Origin of the sequence: Fictibacillus enclensis, assembly GCF_030123385.1 — a bacterium.
GTDB classification, from domain to species: Bacteria; Bacillota; Bacilli; order Bacillales; family Fictibacillaceae; genus Fictibacillus_C; species Fictibacillus_C enclensis.
The window spans coordinates 2,588,654-2,607,476 of sequence record NZ_CP126109.1 but is presented as its reverse complement, the minus strand read 5'-3'; the positions used below and the strand labels follow the sequence as shown (position 1 = coordinate 2,607,476).

Annotated in this window: 16 protein-coding genes and 1 pseudogene; 16 read left to right on the top strand and 1 reads right to left on the bottom strand. The window is 45.6% G+C overall.

Annotation, left to right across the window (positions count from 1 at the left end; all coding sequences use genetic code 11):
* From lpdA to QNH15_RS13600, 16 genes and pseudogenes are all read left to right on the top strand, one after another.
* Positions 1 to 1,383 (top strand): dihydrolipoyl dehydrogenase, encoded by a 1,383-nt coding sequence (lpdA, locus tag QNH15_RS13675; RefSeq protein WP_283888947.1) that lies wholly within the window; start codon positions 1 to 3, stop codon positions 1,381 to 1,383.
* A 21-nt stretch (positions 1,384 to 1,404) separates the two neighbouring features.
* Entirely contained in the window at positions 1,405 to 2,178 is a 774-nt protein-coding gene (locus tag QNH15_RS13670) for an acetoin reductase (protein WP_283888946.1), read from the top strand.
* A gap of 164 nt (positions 2,179 to 2,342) precedes the next feature.
* The gene (locus QNH15_RS13665) at positions 2,343 to 4,190 is read left to right on the top strand and encodes a sigma-54-dependent Fis family transcriptional regulator (RefSeq protein ID WP_283888945.1); all 1,848 of its coding nucleotides are present in this window, start codon (positions 2,343 to 2,345) and stop codon (positions 4,188 to 4,190) included.
* A gap of 64 nt (positions 4,191 to 4,254) precedes the next feature.
* The gene (locus tag QNH15_RS13660) at positions 4,255 to 4,656 is read left to right on the top strand and encodes a DoxX family protein (RefSeq protein WP_283888944.1); all 402 of its coding nucleotides are present in this window, start codon (positions 4,255 to 4,257) and stop codon (positions 4,654 to 4,656) included.
* A gap of 83 nt (positions 4,657 to 4,739) precedes the next feature.
* Entirely contained in the window at positions 4,740 to 6,575 is a 1,836-nt protein-coding gene (locus tag QNH15_RS13655; protein ID WP_283888942.1) for a sigma-54 interaction domain-containing protein, read from the top strand.
* Positions 6,576 to 6,739: 164 nt separating this feature from the next.
* Positions 6,740 to 7,825, top strand: coding sequence for a tartrate dehydrogenase (locus tag QNH15_RS13650; protein WP_283888940.1), 1,086 nt, complete (start codon positions 6,740 to 6,742; stop codon positions 7,823 to 7,825).
* A 14-nt stretch (positions 7,826 to 7,839) separates the two neighbouring features.
* On the top strand, positions 7,840 to 9,285 hold the full coding sequence (locus QNH15_RS13645) for an aldehyde dehydrogenase family protein (RefSeq protein ID WP_283888938.1): 1,446 nt from the start codon (positions 7,840 to 7,842) through the stop codon (positions 9,283 to 9,285).
* Positions 9,282 to 10,055, top strand: a complete 774-nt coding sequence (locus QNH15_RS13640; RefSeq protein ID WP_283888937.1) for an SDR family oxidoreductase — start codon at positions 9,282 to 9,284, stop codon at positions 10,053 to 10,055. Before QNH15_RS13645 ends, QNH15_RS13640 begins: the two co-directional genes overlap by 4 nt.
* Positions 10,056 to 10,083: 28 nt before the next feature.
* Positions 10,084 to 11,442: an MFS transporter gene (locus QNH15_RS13635; RefSeq protein WP_283888936.1), complete on the top strand. Its 1,359-nt coding sequence runs from the start codon at positions 10,084 to 10,086 to the stop codon at positions 11,440 to 11,442.
* Positions 11,402 to 12,259 (top strand): energy-coupling factor transporter ATPase, encoded by an 858-nt coding sequence (locus QNH15_RS13630; protein ID WP_283888935.1) that lies wholly within the window; start codon positions 11,402 to 11,404, stop codon positions 12,257 to 12,259. The genes QNH15_RS13635 and QNH15_RS13630 overlap by 41 nt, the downstream gene beginning before the upstream one ends.
* On the top strand, positions 12,256 to 13,128 hold the full coding sequence (locus tag QNH15_RS13625) for an energy-coupling factor transporter ATPase (RefSeq protein WP_283888933.1): 873 nt from the start codon (positions 12,256 to 12,258) through the stop codon (positions 13,126 to 13,128). Before QNH15_RS13630 ends, QNH15_RS13625 begins: the two co-directional genes overlap by 4 nt.
* Entirely contained in the window at positions 13,125 to 13,979 is an 855-nt protein-coding gene (locus QNH15_RS13620) for an energy-coupling factor transporter transmembrane component T family protein (protein ID WP_283888932.1), read from the top strand. Before QNH15_RS13625 ends, QNH15_RS13620 begins: the two co-directional genes overlap by 4 nt.
* Before the next feature lie 27 nt (positions 13,980 to 14,006).
* On the top strand, positions 14,007 to 14,564 hold the full coding sequence (locus QNH15_RS13615; RefSeq protein ID WP_283888931.1) for an ECF transporter S component: 558 nt from the start codon (positions 14,007 to 14,009) through the stop codon (positions 14,562 to 14,564).
* Entirely contained in the window at positions 14,564 to 15,532 is a 969-nt protein-coding gene (locus tag QNH15_RS13610; RefSeq protein WP_283888929.1) for a P1 family peptidase, read from the top strand. Before QNH15_RS13615 ends, QNH15_RS13610 begins: the two co-directional genes overlap by 1 nt.
* Before the next feature lie 18 nt (positions 15,533 to 15,550).
* Positions 15,551 to 16,768 carry a M20 family metallopeptidase gene (locus QNH15_RS13605; protein WP_283888927.1) on the top strand — a complete coding sequence of 406 codons (1,218 nt, stop codon included), beginning with the start codon at positions 15,551 to 15,553 and terminating at the stop codon, positions 16,766 to 16,768.
* A gap of 76 nt (positions 16,769 to 16,844) precedes the next feature.
* A pseudogene (locus QNH15_RS13600) lies at positions 16,845 to 17,021 on the top strand (LUD domain-containing protein); the annotation flags it as partial.
* Between the two features lie 170 nt (positions 17,022 to 17,191).
* Here the strand turns inward: QNH15_RS13600 and QNH15_RS13595 are convergent.
* Complete coding sequence (locus tag QNH15_RS13595; RefSeq protein WP_283888925.1) at positions 17,192 to 18,790, bottom strand: glycoside hydrolase family 10-like protein; 1,599 nt, start codon at positions 18,788 to 18,790, stop codon at positions 17,192 to 17,194.
* Positions 18,791 to 18,823 lie beyond the last annotated feature (33 nt).

The following is an 18,823-nucleotide window of genomic DNA, read 5'->3' as shown; positions in this document are numbered from 1 at the left end:
ATGGAAACAATCGCCGTAATCGGGGGCGGCCCTGCCGGCTATGTTGCTGCCATTACTGCGGCACAACAGGGAAAAGAGGTAATTTTAATTGATCATACCGCTTTGGGAGGCACCTGTTTAAATAAAGGTTGTATGCCGACAAAAGCTCTCCTAGAAAGCGCGGAAGTACTCGAAAAGGTTCAGCATGCAGGGGAATTCGGCATCACACTCTCCTCTATGGAACCGGTTATTGACTGGAGAACCGTGCAGCAGCGCAAAAACTCAATTAGAGACCAGCTGGTTGCCGGCATACAATATTTGATGAAAAAGAACCGGATAACCGTCATTCAGGGGAAGGCCGGGTTTCTGACGAAGAATACCCTGCATGTTCGTGAGAGGAGCGGTTCTGAAAGAGTGATAGATTTTCATTCATGCATTATCGCTACAGGATCAAAGCCTGCAGAGCTCCCTTTTGCGCCTTTTGACGGAGAATGGGTTATTGACAGCGGGAAAGCGATGGAACTCGATTCCATCCCTGCAACTCTTCTAATTGTGGGCGGAGGAGTAATAGGCTGCGAGTTTGCAAGTATTTACACCCGGTTTGGAACAAAGGTAACGATCATAGAGATGGCAGATCAACTCCTTCCGGGGGAAGACGAGGATATGGCAGCTGTTCTTCAGGACCGGCTGGCCAGAGACGGTGTAGACATCCATACGTCCGCTTCTTTAAAATTGCTTGATGCTGACAGAAGAACGGCGGTTTATGAAGATGCTGGCCGGACGGTTGAATTAAAAGCGGATAAGGTGTTGGTCTCGGTAGGACGAACCCCCTTAGTATCCGATCTGGGGCTTGACGAAATTGGAGTAGCTGCTGATCGAGGCGGAATACAAGTAAACGAGTTTATGCAGACGAACGTGCCGCATATTTATGCGGCGGGAGATGTGACAGGGGGAATATTGCTTGCACATGTTGCATTTCACGAAGGAACGGTTGCCGCTTTAAATGCCTGTGGAAGACATAAACGAGCCGATTACAAAGCAGTCCCGCGGTGCATTTATACATCACCGGAGATCGCCAGTGTCGGCTTGACGGAAAAGCAGGCAAGAGAACAGTACACAGAGGTGAAAGTGGGAGAATTCGCGTTTGGAGCCAACGGCAAGGCGATGATCCTTAACGAACCTTCCGGAAAGGTCAAAGTGCTCATTGAACCTCAGTACAATGAAGTTCTGGGGCTTTCCATTGTCGGTCCGCGGGCGACAGAACTGATTGGCCAGGGAACACTTATGATACACGGTGAACTAACCGTGGATGTTCTGGAGGATTTTATTGCTGCCCATCCGACGCTGTCTGAAGCCATTTCAGAAGCAATCGCCATTACAATTGGCCAGGCTGTTCATGCCTGATTGAAGGGAAGGGGAATGTAAATGGAAGAAACAAGAACAGCCATTGTCACAGGTGCCGGACAGGGAATCGGACGGGCGATCGCCTTGAGGCTGGCGAGCGATGGATTTAATGTGGTCATCAATGATGTAAACCAGGAGAGGGCGGACAGTGTTTCTCAGGAAATTCAGCAATTTGGCAAAAAAAGTATTGCAGTCAAGGCGGATGTGAGCAACAGGGAAGAGGTATTCTGCCTTGTTTCCAGGACACAGGAAGCGTTCGGCAGCGTGGATGTTATGGTATCAAACGCCGGAATTGCCCAGGTAAAGCCTCTCCTTGAGGTAACCACTGAGGAATTGGAGCGCATTTTTAATGTGAACGTCTTTGGTGTATTGTATGGCATTCAGGCAGCGGCCGAGCAGATGAAAAAACAGGAAAACGGAAAAATTATCAATGCCTGCAGCATTGCCGGCTATAAAGGATTCAACCTTCTCGGCGTGTATTCGGCCACCAAATTTGCGGTAAGAGGCCTGACACAGGCGGCCGCACAGGAACTGGCACCGTTCGGAATTACAGTGAACGCCTACTGTCCTGGCATTGTTGGAACCCAGATGTGGGAACACATCGATGAAAAAATGGCTGAATATATGGATTTAAAAAGAGGAGAAGCCTTTAAGCAATTTTCGGAAGGAATTGCCCTTGGCCGTCCTGAAGAACCGGAGGATGTGGCGCAATTTGTTTCGTATCTTGCTTCAAATGATTCCAACTACATGACCGGCCAATCGATCATGATTGACGGCGGAGTTGTATTTTCCTAAAAATGATGATAAACATACCCAAAAGGCACGAAGTTCTGTGCCTTCTTTTTGTGTGGATTGTAAGCGCTTTTAAACTCCGGTATAATAATAGAAAAACAGACAGAAAATTCAAAAATATGCACAAGCTTTATTCCCGGACTCTTATTGCAACAGAGGAGGTTAAAATGCTTGCGTCTACCTGTTATTTGAGCACATGGAAGCGATTTGTACAGGAAGGAGTGCTTGATCCAGCGAGGTTAAATAAGCGCATTCAAGAATCGTGGCACCGCTGCAAGGATGTGGAGGTGGATCCTTATCTGACCAAGGGGCGCCATATTTTATCTGAGAAGGAGCTGCATCTCAGAAAAAACCAGAGCTCCAGTTTTTTGGAAGCTGCCGAGCCGCACATGAAACGGATGAAAGAGGCGTTTCAGGAGCTGGGCATGATGGCGCTTTTAATTGATTCAGAAGGCTATGTTCTTTCGCTGAACGGCAACCGGAAAATTATAACCGAAGCATCCAAGATCAACTTTATTGAAGGTGTAAAGTGGACGGAAGATGAAGTTGGCACCAATGCCATCGGCACAGCTCTTCAAACAAAAGAGGCCGTGCTGGTCAGTGGTACAGAACACTACTCCATCGCATCCCATCAATGGAGCTGTTCAGCCGTGCCCGTACATGACCCAGAAGGGAGAATCCTCGGTGTATTGGATGTCTCCTGTCCTGTCAATACGGCTCACCCTTATATGCTCGGTGTTGTCGCCTCGGTATCCCAGGCGATTGAACAGGAACTGAGAATCCAGTCCAGTCATAGGGAGATCGAACTCATCCGGCAGTGCATGGATCTCTTAGAAATGAATCCCCGTCTTGTTGTCTGCAGCCCAAACGGAAAAATATTAGCCATGGGACAAGCGCTCCGCCGAAGCTCCGCGGATTTGGCGGGCCGAAACATTGCGGAAGCCGTCCATTATGGTCTGGTGAATGAAAAGCAAATGGCCATATATAATGAACAAAAAAGAATCCTTGGTTATTGTGTGAGCCTTGTTCCTGATCAGCACTACTCTTCCAGGCAGGGGGCGAAAGCTGCAGCGGGTTCTGTTTTTGTGTTTCCTGGTGAAACGGGGAGAAGTACGGCTTTTTTGCAAACCGTCGAAGAAATCAGAAGGGTCGCGCCTAGCTCGTTGAGTGTCTATATATCAGGAGAAACCGGAACAGGAAAGGAACTGGTAGCACGGGCGATCCATGATAACAGCCCACGAAAAAATGGTCCTTTCATCGTGGTGAACTGTGGAGCTCTTTCAGCTGAACTGCTTGAGAGCGAGCTGTTCGGCTATGAACCGGGAGCATTTACCGGTGCCAAAAAACAAGGCGCGGAAGGAAAGTTTCGGCAGGCGGATGGCGGAACCATTTTTCTGGATGAAATAGGCGAGATCCCTCCGGCTATGCAGGTCGCCCTTTTAAGAGTGCTGCAGGAGAAAAAAGTCACGCCTGTTGGCGGCACAAAGGAAATTCCGGCGGACTTCAGGGTGATTTGTGCCACCCATCAGGATTTGGGACAGCTCGTTCAACAAGGATTGTTCCGGAAAGATTTGTTTTATCGTCTGCACGTATATCCGCTGGCTGTTCCGGCACTTCGTGAAAGAAAGGAAGATATTCCACATCTCATACGGTATTATTGTGAAAAGCAGGGATTGGTTATAAACCTGCCGGATCATGTGATGGATACTCTGATGGCCTATGACTGGCCAGGAAACATCAGAGAGTTGTTTAATGTGATGCAGCGTTTACATGTTTTGCCTGAAGCTGAGATGAACACCGGGCAATTAAATCTTTTGTTACGGCCGTTGGAGCAAGAGGTTACGACCTGTTTACCTTCTGAGGAAAAAAAGGCCCTAACATTCCGCGATCAAGTGGAACGGGACGTTATCATGGACGCATTGAAGAAAACAAAGGGAAATGTAACGCTCGCTGCCAAACTTTGTGAAATTCCGAGAAGTACCTTCTACAAAAAAATTCATAAATATGGACTATAAGGTTTTTAGACAGGCTGCGAGTGAATAAAGTGATGGGAAAAGGGGTGTTAAAGGGGGACATAATATGGCGGTTGGTTCGAAAGGAAGCACGTGGACAGGGCGGATCATAAGCGGGCTGGTTGTTCTTTTCCTGCTTTTTGACAGCATTTCCAAACTGTTTAAAGCACGAGCAGCTGTGGATGGAAGCACCGAACTGGGATTTGCAGAGCATCATGTCGTGGCCATTGGACTTCTTGGCCTTATTTCGGTTCTGCTTTATCTTTATCCAAAAACAGATGTACTGGGTGCGATCCTGCTGACCGGGTATTTTGGAGGCGCTGCCGCCACTCATCTCCGGCTCGACAATCCATTGTTTTCTTACACACTTTTCCCTGTATATGTTGGAATACTAGCCTGGGGAGGATTATGGCTGAGAAATGAAGAGGTTCGAAGCATAATCCCGCTGTATAAAAAAAGAGGTAAATAGACATACATGAATGAGGGCCCAACAACGGGCTCTTTTTTTATAAAAGAATGATAGAGTGCTAATAAAGAAAGGAGTGTTTACCAGTGATTGCCCTATATAAATGTAACGAAATGCTCGAGTCTTGCCTTGTTCAGCTTTTTCATCAGCAGGGAATACGTCCCTCTTGCTTTCATTCCAAAAAAGCGTTGATTGATCAATCAATGAATCCTTTTGTTTTAATTGCCCCATTGCCATTTGTCGATGAACTTCAGTCCTTGAATGTCCCGATTGTACCCCTTTCATTACATAGGCAGGATTTTCTTGAAGCAGAGATAAGAACTCAAGCTCATAAAGAACATACCGTCCTTTTTGTTTCGACAAAAGAAAAGGAGTGGCTGGAACTGGAATCACAATTCATGGATGAACCCTTTTTTCCTGTTTTCAGCAGTGAGCACGAATTGAATAACGCAGCAAAATATGAGGTATCCCTTTTTATTCCCGCCTGGCATAAGCAGGCAACGTTCCCGCAATGGAAGAAAGAGAACGTGGTCTTTGTAAATCCTTCAACCGGCACTTTAATGGCAGCGGTCCGACAAGCGTTGCAATTAATGGAAGTAACAAAAGAATTTGTAAAAGAAAAGCTGCAGGTTCAAGCCATTGTGCATTCTGCACACGATGGGGTGATCGCTGTCGACAAGAATGGAAGAATCACCTTGACCAACGAACACGCAAAAAAATATCTAGGGCTGGAAGCAGAGGTTATTGGGAGGAATATCACCGACTTTATTCCCAATTCCGATATGTTGAGAGTACTACAGGCAGGAAAAAAGGAAATAGGAGATATCGCCACCATTCATGATAAGCAGTACCTTATTAACCGGTATCCTGTTTTGCTGGACAATACGGTCGTTGGTGCGGTTTCAAATATTAAGGAAATCACCGACCTTCAAAAAATGGAGATGAAGCTAAGGAAAAGACTGCATGAAAATGGTCTTGAAGCGAAATACACACTGCGTGACATCATCGGAGAAACAAAAACAATTTTGAATGCCAAACAGCAAGCCGAAATTTTCGCCAAGACAGATGCAACCGTGCTGATCACAGGAGAATCTGGAACTGGAAAGGAATTGTTCGCACAAGGAATCCACCTGCAGAGCAGGCGGGCAATAGGTCCTTTTGTTGCGATGAATTGTGCCGCTATTCCGGAGCACCTTCTGGAGAGTGAACTGTTTGGCTATGAAGAGGGAAGTTTTACGGGGGCGAGAAAAGGAGGAAAGCCAGGGCTGTTTGAATTGGCGCATGGCGGGACACTGTTCTTGGATGAAGTAGGAGAGATGCCGTTGCAGATTCAAGCTCATTTGCTCCGCGTCCTTCAGGAAAAAACGATACGGAGAGTCGGAGGACAGCGTGCCATCCCTGTTAACGTAAGAATTATTGCGGCAACCAATACTGAAATGGAAGAAGCACTTCGCAGCAAAAAATTTCGTACTGATCTCTTTTATCGTTTAAATGTACTCTCTCTTGACCTTCCTCCTCTTCGATACCGGAGGGACGATATTCCTCTTCTTGTAAATCACTTTATGGAACAGTTTAATGAACAGCATAGCCGGAAGATCATTGGCGTTGATTCGGGCTTTTTGCCCCTTTTGAAACAGTATGACTGGCCAGGAAACATTCGAGAGCTGAGAAATGTGATTGAACGGTTAATCCTCCTTGATCCAGGTATATCATTGAATGCACAAAAGGCAAAACTCTTTTATCCAAAGCTGAGTTCTGAGAGAAAAGACTGCGAAGAAAAGAGAGAGAGTCTGAAAGAAAATGAACGAGAGTTGATTCAAGATGCTCTTAGGAAATATGAAAATAAGACCGAAGCGGCAAGGTTTTTGGGAATCGGCCGTTCCACGTTATGGCGAAAAATGAAACAGTATGATCTAATTTGATTCATTTTGGTACAAGGTGTGCCATTTTAAAACATTATGTATAGCTGCTTTATTTGATGCAAAGCAGGAATACACACTAAATAGTAAGAATATTCAAAATTAATAGAATTGGCATGGAACTTGCATACCCTCTTTTGACATCAAATTTTAAAAGAGGTGATTTTTTGCAGCATTTTTCCATCGCAGCTATTCCGGGAGATGGAATTGGTCCGGAAGTCATGAAAGAAGGAATCAAAACTTTAAAAAAGATTGAGGAAATACATGGGGGAGTCCGGTTCTCTATTGATCTGTTCGACTGGAATTGTCATTACTACCTCAAGCACCGCAGAATGATGCCGGAAAATGGACTGGATGCGTTAAGGGATTATGACGTTATTCTTTTAGGTGCCATTGGAACGCCAGAGGTGCCAGACCATGTGTCGGTATGGGAATTGATTCTGCCGATTCGCCGAACCTTTCAGCAGTATATTAATTTGCGGCCCATCAAGCTTTTGAAGGGATTGGAAAGTCCTTTGCGGTACAAGAACCACAGTGATTTGGATTTTATAGTCGTACGGGAAAACACAGAGGGTGAGTATTCCAATATGGGTGGCCGGCTGCACGAAAATACCCCTTATGAAATGGCGGTACAGAACAACGTATTTACTCGTTACGGAACAGAGCGGGTTATCAACTATGCCTTTCAATTGGCTGAAAAAAGGAAAGCCAAGCGGCTGACAGCAGCCACTAAGTCGAACGGAATTAATCATTCCATGCCATTTTGGGATGAAATTGTGAAGGAGACCAGCAGGCAGCATCCATCGGTTCAAACCGATATTTATCATATTGATGCCCTTGCAGCTTATTTCATTACCAGACCCGAGCAGCTGGATGTGGTGGTTGGAAGTAACTTATTTGGAGATATTCTCACGGATTTGGGAGCGGCTATTGTCGGAGGCCTGGGCATGGCTCCTTCTGGGAATATCAATCCGGAAAAAGCCTTCCCGTCCATGTTCGAGCCGATACACGGATCGGCACCTGATATCGCTGGAAAAGGAATCGCCAATCCAATCGCCCAAATTTGGAGCATTGGCCTAATGATGGAGCACTTGGGTTTTGAAGAGATGAACCATTTGGTTGTTTCGTCCATTGAGGAGGTCTTAATTGAAGGTACCATCAGGACGCCCGATTTAGGAGGAAAAAATAAAACCTTTGAGCTTGGTCATGCGATTCATAAGAAAATGCAAGAAGTAAGCGTGCAGCATAACTAAAGGAGGATGAATGAGTGGGAAGCTTATCATTAGTCGAACAAAATAAGGAATTGCCGTTGTACATTGATGGTGAATACATCAAAACTGAAGAGAGTATTCCAGTCTATCACAAATATACAGGTGAAGTTATTGCGTCCATTTCAAAAGCTGGCCGTCAACATATTATCCAGGCAGTAGATGCTGCCGAGAGGAATTTTAACAAAGATTCCCTGACTCCGGTACAGAGATATTCCATTCTTTTAAAATGCGCTGAACTCATGGAGGGGCGCAGAGATGAATTTGAATGTTCATTGGTTAAGGAAGTGGGAAAAACAAGAAAGGATGCCAAAGGGGAATTGGATCGCACCATCAATACACTTCGACTTTCTGCAGAAGAGGCGAAGCGGATTGCGGGTGAGATGGTTCCACTTCAGGCAACAGAAGGTTCGGAAAACCGTATTGGCTTTACGATTCGGGTTCCAAAAGGAGTAATTGGCGTCATCACACCATTTAACTATCCACTCTTGCTTGGCGTACATAAAGTGGCCCCTGCGATAGCTGCAGGCAATACGATTGTTATCAAGCCCGCAACATCTACCCCGCTTGCGACTTTCATGCTCGTTGATTTGCTGGAAGAGGCCGGACTTCCAAAAGGTTATGTCAATATTATTACCGGTGCAGGAAGTGAAGTAGGAGAGTGGCTGCTTGCGGAGGAACGAATCGCTATGTACACGTTTACTGGTTCTGGGGAAGTTGGAAAACATATCAAGGAAAAAAGCGGACTGCGCCCTGTGGCGCTCGAGCTCGGAAACAACTCACCAAACATTGTCCATAAGGATGCAGATTTGGATCTCGCTGCCCAGCTTACGGCTAGCCGAAGCTTCCATAACGCTGGACAAGCTTGTATTGCGGTGCAGCGCCTTTACGTCCAAAAAGAGGTGTTCGAAGAATTCACACAAAAATATGTGGAACATGTTAAACAGTTGAACATAGGAGATCCTGAGAAAGAGGAAACCGATGTTGGACCGATGATCAGTGAGAAGGAAGCCATCCGTACAGAAGAATGGGTTAGGGAAGCTGTCAGCCAGGGAGCACGCCCTCTCGTTGAAATTAAAAGGGAAGGAGCACTCTTTTATCCTGCAGTACTGGTCGACACAAAACCTGACATGAAAGTGATATGCCAGGAGGTGTTTGCCCCAGTCGTCTGTATTGTTCCATATGACGAGGTGCAAGAGGCGTTTGAAGCAGCGAATACATCCGATTACGGGCTGCAGGCCGGGATTTTTACGAAAGATCTTCAACTGGCCATGCGGGCTGCAAAAGTTCTTCAATATGGTGGCGTGGTTATAAATGATGTTTCAACTTACCGCAATGATGTCATGCCCTACGGAGGAATAAAAAATAGCGGAATAGGCAAAGAAGGGCCGCATTATGCCATTCAGGAATTAACAGACGAACGAATGGTGGTGATGAACCTATGAATGTGAATCTGTTGGAAGGGAAAACGGCGGTTGTTACAGGAGCTGGGTCTGGTATGGGAAAGGAAATCGCCAAAGTATTTGGCAGCCAGGGCGCCAACGTTGTACTGGCGGACTTGAACGAAGAGGCAGCCAGAAGGACAGCCAGTGAAATGGAACTAAAGAAACGTGTGCTGGTCGTACCGACGAATGTCGCACAGGATGACAGTGTTCAGGACATGGTTCGGCAGACGACAGAAGCGTTTGGGGACGCTCATATCCTCATCAACTGTGCCGGTGTTCCTCAATTCTTTACGCCGATCGAAGAACTTCAGTTGGAAGAATGGGACAAAATTATGGCCGTAAATTCAAAATCTATTTTTCTTACCACGCGTCATCTTGTTCCGTTAATGAAGCAAAAGGAAAGTGGGGTCATCATTAACATCGCGTCTATTGCCGGCGAACGGGCCAGACCGGGTTTAAATGCCTATTGTGCGTCAAAAGGGGCAGCCCTCATGCTGACCAAAGCACTTGCCCTGGAACTGGCTCCTTATGGCATACGCGTGAATGCAATCAATCCAGGACCTGCAGAAACTCCTATGCTTGGCCGGTTTTTACCAGGTGACGCACAGAAAGTAGAAGAAGACAAGAAAAAAATCTTTTTGGACAGTGTTCCCCTGGGCAGGCTGATCCAGCCGCACGACATCGCACAGGCGGCATTATACCTGTCTTCTGATCTAGCCAAAGCTGTGACCGGTGAAGTGTTGAATGTTGATGGCGGAAGAGGCGTTTAATTCGTTCTAATAAAAAGGGGGAAACAAGATGAATCAGCCGAACATCTCGTTGGAAGAACGCTCCACAAAAAAAGTGTTTTGGAGGGTTATTCCATTTATTTTTCTGCTCTATATTATCGCTTTTCTTGACCGGGTGAACCTTGGATATGCAGCGCTGGACATGAATGAAGATCTGGCGCTTGCCAGTTCCACTTTTGGATTGATCTCAGGAATCTTCTTTCTCGGTTATTTTTTATTTGAGATTCCAAGCAACATTTTGCTGCATAAAGTGGGAGCGAGAAAATGGATCGCACGCATTATGCTTAGCTGGGGTGTTGTTGTCATCATTACCGCATTTGCTCAAAATGCCGGGCAGTTGTATATATTGCGCTTTTTGCTTGGTGTGGCGGAAGCCGGTTTTTTCCCTGGCATTATATTGTACATCACCTACTGGTTCAGAGGAAAAGAACAGGCACGGGCATTTGCTCTGTTTATGACAGCACTTGCAGCTTCTAATATCATTGGAGCTCCGCTTTCTACCTGGATCATGGATCATATCCAATGGGGTGGTTTAGCGGGCTGGAGATGGATGTTCGTTCTGGAAGGGATTCCGGCTATTCTAATTGGTGTTGTAACCTACTTTTACCTGACTGATCGGCCGCAGGAAGCCAAATGGCTGGACAAAGAGGAGAAGGAATGGCTCATTCAAGAAATCCAGCGGGAGAATGAGCAAAAGTCAAAGGAGGGGCAATTAACCACTAAACAAGTGCTCAGCAACCCTCAAGTTTGGAGGCTGTCCTTTATTTACTTCACGCTGGTTGTCGGGTTATACGGTGTCGGCTTCTGGCTTCCTACCATCATCCAATCCTTTTCATCTTTGCTGTCCAACACACAGATCGGTCTGATATCCATGGTTCCCTATATTGCAGGAGGCTTGTGCATGATTCTGTGGGCGAGGCGTTCCGACAGCACAGGAGAACGAAAGGTGCATACGGCCGTACCGCCATTAATTGGCGCGCTCGGATTAATCGGTTCTGGTTTAACCTCCAATCCCTATGTCTCCATCATCATGCTTTCCATTGCCACCATTGGCATTTATAGTTTTTTTGGACCGTTTTGGTCCCTGCCCGCTCTCTTTTTAACTGAAGCTTCGGCTGCTGTGGGGATTGCGTTGATTAACTCGATTGGGAATTTAGGAGGCTTTGTTGGTCCTTACATGATCGGTTATTTAAAGGATAGCACCGGCAGTACAAAATCAGGATTGTATTTTTTAAGTATCTGTCTGCTCATTTGTTTTGCACTTGTTATTACGATCAAAAAACAAGCGTCCGAGTCTTCAGAACTTTCTTCCGAAAAGGGGGGATCCTATGGCGGAGCCGCTGATTCAGGTGAAAAACCTTTCATTTGAGTATGCTGTTAATCAAACAAAGATACCGGTGCTTCATGATATTTCGTTTGATGTGCATCCTGGCGAATATGTGGTCATCATTGGCCATAATGGTTCGGGGAAATCCACTTTGTCCAAACACTTGAACGGCATTTTAACACCAGTTTCCGGTGATGTTATTGTCAATGGATGGAATACAAAAGAGCGGTCAAGTATGCGGGAGATTCGTCAGAAAGTAGGCATGGTGTTTCAGCATCCAGACAATCAGATTGTAGCGACCATTGTTGAAGATGATGTGGCTTTCGGTCTGGAGAACCTTGAGATCCCTCATTCTGAAATGAAAGAACGTATTGATTTTGCGTTAACCGCAGTTGGTATGAATGAGTTTCGGGACCGGCCACCGCATTATTTGTCCGGCGGACAGAAACAGCGTGTCGCAATCGCAGGTATTCTTGCCATGAAACCGGCCTGTTTAGTGTTGGATGAAGCAACAAGCATGCTTGATACGTACGGACGAAATGAAATTCTAAAGGTAGTGAGGAAGCTGAATGATGAGGGCATGGCGATCATTTCGGTTACCCACCATATGTCTGAAGCAGCACAGGCGAACCGGGTGATTGTGATTGAAAAGGGGAGAATCATTATGGACGGTGCTCCCCGTGAGATTTTTCAACAGGAAGAGCAGTTGAAACGACTTCATCTTGATATTCCAGTTGCGAGCCAGATGGCGAGGAGGATCCAAGCCCATCATCATGCTTTCAATGGAACGTTGCTTCATACCGATGAGATCATTAAGGAAGTCGTCCGACTATCACAAAGGGAGGTGCCGGTTAGTTGACAGAGCAGCCCATTTTAGAAGTAAAGCACCTTCAACACATCTATATGAAAGGTACCCCACTCGAGCATCACGCATTGGCAGGAGTGAGTCTAAAAATAAATAAAGGTGAATGTATCGCCGTCATCGGTCACACAGGTTCGGGAAAATCGACGTTGATTCAGCATTTTAACGGGCTGATGAAACCACAGGCAGGAGATGTGGTTGTGGATGGAAGGAATCTCGCTGATCCAAAGCTTGATATAAGGATGCTGAGAAGAAAAGTAGGATTGGTTTTTCAAAATCCGGAAGACCAAATCTTCGAAAAGATCATTGGGGACGATATTGCTTATGGACCATTTAAAATGGGGCTTCCGATCAAGGAAGTAAGAGATCGTGTAAAGTGGGCTATGGAATTGGTTGGCCTTTCGTTTGATGAAATGAAAGACCGGGCCACTTATGCATTAAGCGGCGGACAAAAACGAAAAGTGGCGCTTGCTGGAGTTCTTTCGTTGCGGCCGGATATTCTTGTGCTGGACGAGCCTACTGCCGGACTTGATCCCCGCTCACGCAATGAGCTGTTGGAAAGGCTGAAGAAGCTAAACGAGCAGGAGAACATGACCATCATTTTTGTCTCCCACAATATGGAGGAAGTAGCTTACTTGGCCGACCGGATTTATGTGCTTGCTGATGGAATGAATCTTGTTGACGGTACACCGGAGGAGATTTTCGGAGAAGCTGATAAGCTCAGGGAGCATCATATCGGTACACCTGATACAGTTGAGATTCTGGCTGAATTGAAAGCAAGGGGATTCGCTGTCCGGCAAAATGCGTATCAGCTGGAAGAAGCAGCCAATGAGATCGTGGCTGTTCTACAACAAGAGAGGAGATGAGGAAAATCGCCGGTTTTGAATTCGAACTGACCCGAAATATTACAATTGGTCAATACGTACCTACGGGATCCGTCATTCATCGTATGGATCCGCGCATCAAATTAGCAGCGTTTACTCTCCTTGTCATCTCCATGGCGATCTGTGATACCTATGCCGGAAACCTCCTGGCGCTGATGTTTGCATGCCTGTTATTTTATGTATCAAGAATTCCTATTTCCTATGGTTTATCCGGTGTAAAGCCAGCGATTCCATTTATTTTGATTCTCGCTCTTCTGCAACTTTTATTTTACAGTGAAGTGGCTTCCGGAGGGAAAGTACTTATGAATTACGGGTTTATTTATATTACGACCGACAGCATCCGGCTTGTGATCGTGTCGGCCCTTCGGTTTGTCGAAATTATTTTTTTAAGCAGTGTTTTGACGCTGAGCACGTCTACTACACAAATCACGTATGGAATAGAGAGTCTCCTTCGTCCGCTGCGAACAGTAAAATTTCCGGTGCATGAATTTGCCCTGATTATCACGATTGCGCTCCGCTTTGTTCCTACTTTTGCCTTGGAAATGGAAAAGATGATGAAAGCTCAGGCGTCAAGAGGTGCAGAATTTGGGACGGGGGCTTGGTGGCGTATCGTTCAGCGTACAAAAGACGTTTTCCCTATTATTATCCCTTTGTTTAATGTGGCCATGTCACGGGCTGAAGATCTCGTGCTGGCTATGGAATCCAGATGTTATGTTCCCGGAAGTGAAAGGTCAGTATCCAAAAAGTATAAAGCTTCCCGAACTGACTATGCCGCTTTATTGTTTTGTATCGTGTTTGCTATCGTGCTGCTTACTTTTCCGTTTCCATATTAAACGGAATAAAATAAGGAGGGTATTGAAATGGAGAAAGGTCTGACGACACGAAAAATTGTTACGGCGGGTGTATTGGGAGCAATCGCGATTTTGCTTGGTGTTACTCGCTTAGGTTTTATTCCCGTGCCGACTGCTGCAGGCAATGCCACAATCATGCATGTCCCGGCAATCATTGGAGGCGTCATGCAGGGGCCGTTTGTAGGTCTTATCATCGGTCTTATATTCGGTGTTTCCTCGTTCCTGGATGCCACCATTCCATTATTTAAGGATCCTCTGGTTGCGATTGTGCCCCGACTATTCATTGGAGTTACAGCTTATCTTGCTTACCGGTCGTTAAAAGGAATAAATGAAATCACAGCGATAGGCGTGGCTGGCTTTATCGGGGCTATCACAAATACCCTTCTTGTTTTGCTTATGGCCGTAATCCGGGGGTATATTGCTCCTGGTGTGGCAGTTACCATTGCCCTGACAAATGGTATTCCGGAAGCCATTGTGTCAGTAATAATTACTCTTGCCATCGTGGTGGCCTGGAAGAAACTTGATCACGGGGCGAATAAGAAATCCAAAATATCAGGAGAGCTGTAGTGGAAAAAAACTATCAAGATATCACTGATGTTCCTGGAGTTGCGGTGGGGCATAGTGAAGATCGTGAGGCTTATACAGGCTGTACGGCCATTTTGTTTGAGCAGGATACAGTTTGCGGTGTCGATGTTCGCGGATCCGCTCCAGGAACAAGAGAAACGGATCTTTTGAATCCTGTGAACCTGGTGGATCGTGTTCACGGCATATGTTTAGCCGGAGGTAGTGCCTACGGGTTGGACGCGGCAGGCGGTATCATGAAATATTTGGAGGAGAAGGGAATCGGACTGAACGTTGGGGCTGGGGTTGTACCTATTGTTCCTGCCGCAGTGCTGTTTGATTTACCTGTTGGAGATGCATCTGTACGGCCGGACGGGAAAATGGGATATGAAGCGGCTTCCCTTGCAAAACGGGGAGATCTGTCCTGGGGAAACGCGGGTGCAGGCTGCGGTGCAACGGTGGGAAAAGTTGCCGGCCTTCATCGGGCCATGAAGGGTGGAATCGGATCCTCTTCACGCTTTCTTCCGGGTGAATTAGTCATTGGTGCCATCGTTGCCGTAAATGCAGTAGGAGAAATCAGAGATCTTGATGGAAACGTAATGGCAGGTGCCAGAGATGATCACGGAAAAATTGTGAGCAGTTTGGATTTGATGGTGGATCAAGCATCCATCCCCCTTCTTCCCGGAACGAACACCACGATTGGCGTTGTTGCCTGCAATGCCAAGTTAACAAAAAGCCAGGCAGCCAAAGTTGCATCCATGGCTCACAACGGTCTTGCCAGAACCATTTTTCCGGTGCATACCATGATGGATGGAGATACAATCTTTGCAGCAGCCACCCAGGAAGTAGAGGCCTCCGTTGATCTTGTAGGAACCTTTGCCGCTGAGGTAATGGCAGAAGCTGTCGTCTCTGCCATTAAGCATGCAAAAGGAATTGACGGTTTTCCGGCTTATAGGGATTTGCATAACAAATAAGAAAGGAGAACTGATTGAATGAATACCCGAACAATTGAAACTGTACTTCAGTTTGTTGACAAAAGCGAAGCCGTACAATTGACACAGCAGCTCATACAAATTCCCAGTGTATACAGGCCTGCAGCCGGAGGAAACGAAGAAAAGGTCGCTAAATATCTTGTAGACTATTTACGTGACATGGGTCTGGAGGTATTTTATGAGGAGGTAGTGCCCGGACGTCCTAATGTGATCGCCATCTATGATTCTGGCATACCTGGAAGAACGCTTCTATTTGAGGGACATACGGACGTGGTTACTGAAGGAGATCATGAAACCTGGAAATATGATCCGTTTGGAGCCGAAATCGTGGATGGAAGAATCTATGGAAGGGGTTCATGTGATACAAAAGGTAATCTCGCTGCTGCCATTTGTGCAGTACATACGATAAAAAAATCAGGATCCAGGATTAAAGGAAAAATCATATTATGCATTCCGTGTGATGAAGAAGACATGATGATTGGAATAAAGGATTTTATTAAAAATGGATGGGCGGATGGTGTGGATGGAGCCATTATTTGTGAACCTGAAGAAAACCAGCTTTGCATCTCCCAAAAGGGTGCCATGCGCATCATCTTAAACACATATGGAAAAATGGCGCATGGAGCTATGCCGCTTACAGGAATCAATCCAAATATTAAAATGGCACGATTAATTGTTGCACTTGAGGAACTGGAACGTAGAGAAAAAGAACGGCTTGGGAAACACCCGTTTCTTGGCTATCCGAGCATAACACCAACCATTATACAAGGACCGGTAAAAGGGGATCCGCAGATTAATGTGGTACCTTCACAGTGCATGACCGCCCTGGATATTCGGACCGTTCCCGGTCAGAATCATGATCAATTAGCACACGAAATAAATGAGATTATTAACCTCTTAAAGAGCCGGGATCCTGAATTCAAGGCGACAATGGTAGTCATTGAAGACCGGCCATGGACGGAAACTCCAAAAGAACATTATCTTGTTCAGTCTGTTGCCCAAGCTTATACCCAGGTTACGGGTAAGGCACCCGTTTTTAATGGTGTCCCGGGAGCTACAGACGGAACGTTTCTGCATCTGGCAGGTGTACCGATTATTACAACAGGAGCGGGTGACCGGCACATACCTCACCATGCCGATGAATATGTTGAAATTGATCAACTTATAGAAACCGTACAGCTTTATACTTTATCGGCAATGAATTTTCTGAAGCAATAATATAAAATATAAAACCTGCAGCGTCTCTCTCGTTGCAGGTTTTATTCATAAGATCATCTGATGAATGCGTTTCGATCCGAGGATAACCCAGGCGGCGCAAGCGATCCAGGAAAAAGTACGAAAGGGTGAAATAATACCTTCATGCATAAACTACATCACCGGGCCGAGCAATTCCGCCGATATTGAAATGAACCTCGTTGTCGGCGGGCATGGGCCGGTTAAAGCGGCTTACATTATGGTAGAAGATAAATAACATAGTGAAAAAAGAGAGCCTTTTCATAAGTGAGAACTCCCTTTTTTAACGAATGAAATAATTTCACGTACCGTATTTTAATATTAAATTTTTTAATATAAAATTAACTAAAGAAATCAAAGATACCACTCTAGCACAAGTGGTATCTTTTTACCTTGAAAATTATTTTTTTAATTTGTTTTTATTTTAAAACTTTTGGAAGGTTTACTTTCATTGTGGATTCGATCGAGTGCGGTTACCACATAGGTATATGTCTTTCCGGCTTCAGCTGTTTGATCAGTGAACAAGTACTTTTGTTTAGGACTGTAAACAGTCGTAAGCATGTGGGACGCATCATCAATACTGCCTTTTTTCTTTCCTTCAAACCGATAAACGGCATAGGCAGTGGCATCACTGTGTTTATTGTGCTTTTCAATCACAAAGGAGACCGTATCATTTCTATAACTTATTCCGCGTATCTTTGGTGACTTTGGAGCTTGATCATCAATCCATGGCATGGAAGGAATGAGTGAAGGATATTTGTATATATCATTTTTTAAGCGGTCCGCAATGCCCAGTGGGTTTTTGCGTAAATCCTTAGCACTGAAATGCATGCTTCCTTTGAATTCATCATACGTACGGTTTAGTTGCAACTGATGGGGCATCTCTTCAGGATTCAGCCAGTTGGATACACCGTTCGTTATCGTATTGATTTTGTAATCAGCTTGTCCCACATACAGCTGGACCGGTTTGTCCTTAACTTCTTTTGCCCACCAATCGAGAAGCTTGGCATAATCCGCAACAGGCAGGCCAATGTTCCAATAAATTTGCGGAGCAATATAATCAATATACCCATTGTTGATCCAGGTTCTTGTGTCTGCGTATAAATCATCGTAATTCGTTTGGCCGGCTGCTGTATCAGAGCCTGTAGGATCAACAGCTTTGTTGCGCCAAACACCAAACGGGCTGATGCCAAATTTCACATAGGATTTTTCCGATTTAATCGCTTCATTCAAGTGCTTTACCAGCTGGTTTACATTGTCGCGCCGCCAATCTTCAATGTTCGAGAAACGTGATCTTCCGTATGTTTCGAAAGTGGCTTGATCCGGAAATGGAACTCCGGCGATTTTATAAGGATAAAAATAGTCATCCATATGAACCGCATCAATGTCATAGTTTTTTACCACTTCTATAATACCGTCAATGATAAACTTCTGTGCAGCCGGAATCCCGGGATTAAAATACAGCTGCTGGCCATACGGAACGACCCAGTCGGGATGCAGCCTTGCAGGATGATCGGCTGGCAGTTTATCAAGATCTGACAGATCGGCCGTTTTGCCTAATGGCATGGTAATGCGGTACGGATTAAACCAGGCATGAAATTCCATATTACGCTTGTGAGCTTCTTCTACCATAAAAGAGAGGGGATCATAGCCAGGATCTTTGCCCTGGACACCTGTCAGATATTTCGACCAGAGACCATATTGGGAAGGATAAAAAGCATCCGCAGTCGGTTTAATTTGCATGACAACCGCATTCATGTTCATTGCTTTTTGCTCATCCAGGTACCGGTTGAACTCTTCTTTTTGCTGTGAGATGGACAGCCCGGGCTTGGAAGGCCAATCGATGTTGGTTACACTGGCAATCCAGGCTGCACGAAGTTCTTGCTTAGGATAGGTTTTTGCTTGATGAGGGGATGATTGAGCATTGACAGCTTGGGTGGATAGGAGTAAGTTGCCGCCAAGAAAAGCAGCAAGCAGCAATGAGCCTGCTTTTTTCTTTGATACCATGACAAAACCTCTTTTCCTTATTTTCTATTAATT

Excerpts from the sequence above, each read along its gene's own strand:
- lpdA (WP_283888947.1), top strand. The coding sequence starts at position 1 with ATGGAAACAATCGCCGTAATCGGGGGCGGCCCTGCCGGCTATGTTGCT.
- QNH15_RS13670 (WP_283888946.1), top strand. The coding sequence starts at position 1,405 with ATGGAAGAAACAAGAACAGCCATTGTCACAGGTGCCGGACAGGGAATC.
- QNH15_RS13665 (WP_283888945.1), top strand. The coding sequence starts at position 2,343 with ATGCTTGCGTCTACCTGTTATTTGAGCACATGGAAGCGATTTGTACAG.
- QNH15_RS13660 (WP_283888944.1), top strand. The coding sequence starts at position 4,255 with ATGGCGGTTGGTTCGAAAGGAAGCACGTGGACAGGGCGGATCATAAGC.
- QNH15_RS13640 (WP_283888937.1), top strand. The coding sequence starts at position 9,282 with ATGAATGTGAATCTGTTGGAAGGGAAAACGGCGGTTGTTACAGGAGCT.
- QNH15_RS13635 (WP_283888936.1), top strand. The coding sequence starts at position 10,084 with ATGAATCAGCCGAACATCTCGTTGGAAGAACGCTCCACAAAAAAAGTG.
- QNH15_RS13630 (WP_283888935.1), top strand. The coding sequence starts at position 11,402 with ATGGCGGAGCCGCTGATTCAGGTGAAAAACCTTTCATTTGAGTATGCT.
- QNH15_RS13620 (WP_283888932.1), top strand. The coding sequence starts at position 13,125 with ATGAGGAAAATCGCCGGTTTTGAATTCGAACTGACCCGAAATATTACA.
- QNH15_RS13615 (WP_283888931.1), top strand. The coding sequence starts at position 14,007 with ATGGAGAAAGGTCTGACGACACGAAAAATTGTTACGGCGGGTGTATTG.
- QNH15_RS13605 (WP_283888927.1), top strand. The coding sequence starts at position 15,551 with ATGAATACCCGAACAATTGAAACTGTACTTCAGTTTGTTGACAAAAGC.
- QNH15_RS13595 (WP_283888925.1), bottom strand. The coding sequence starts at position 18,790 with ATGGTATCAAAGAAAAAAGCAGGCTCATTGCTGCTTGCTGCTTTTCTT.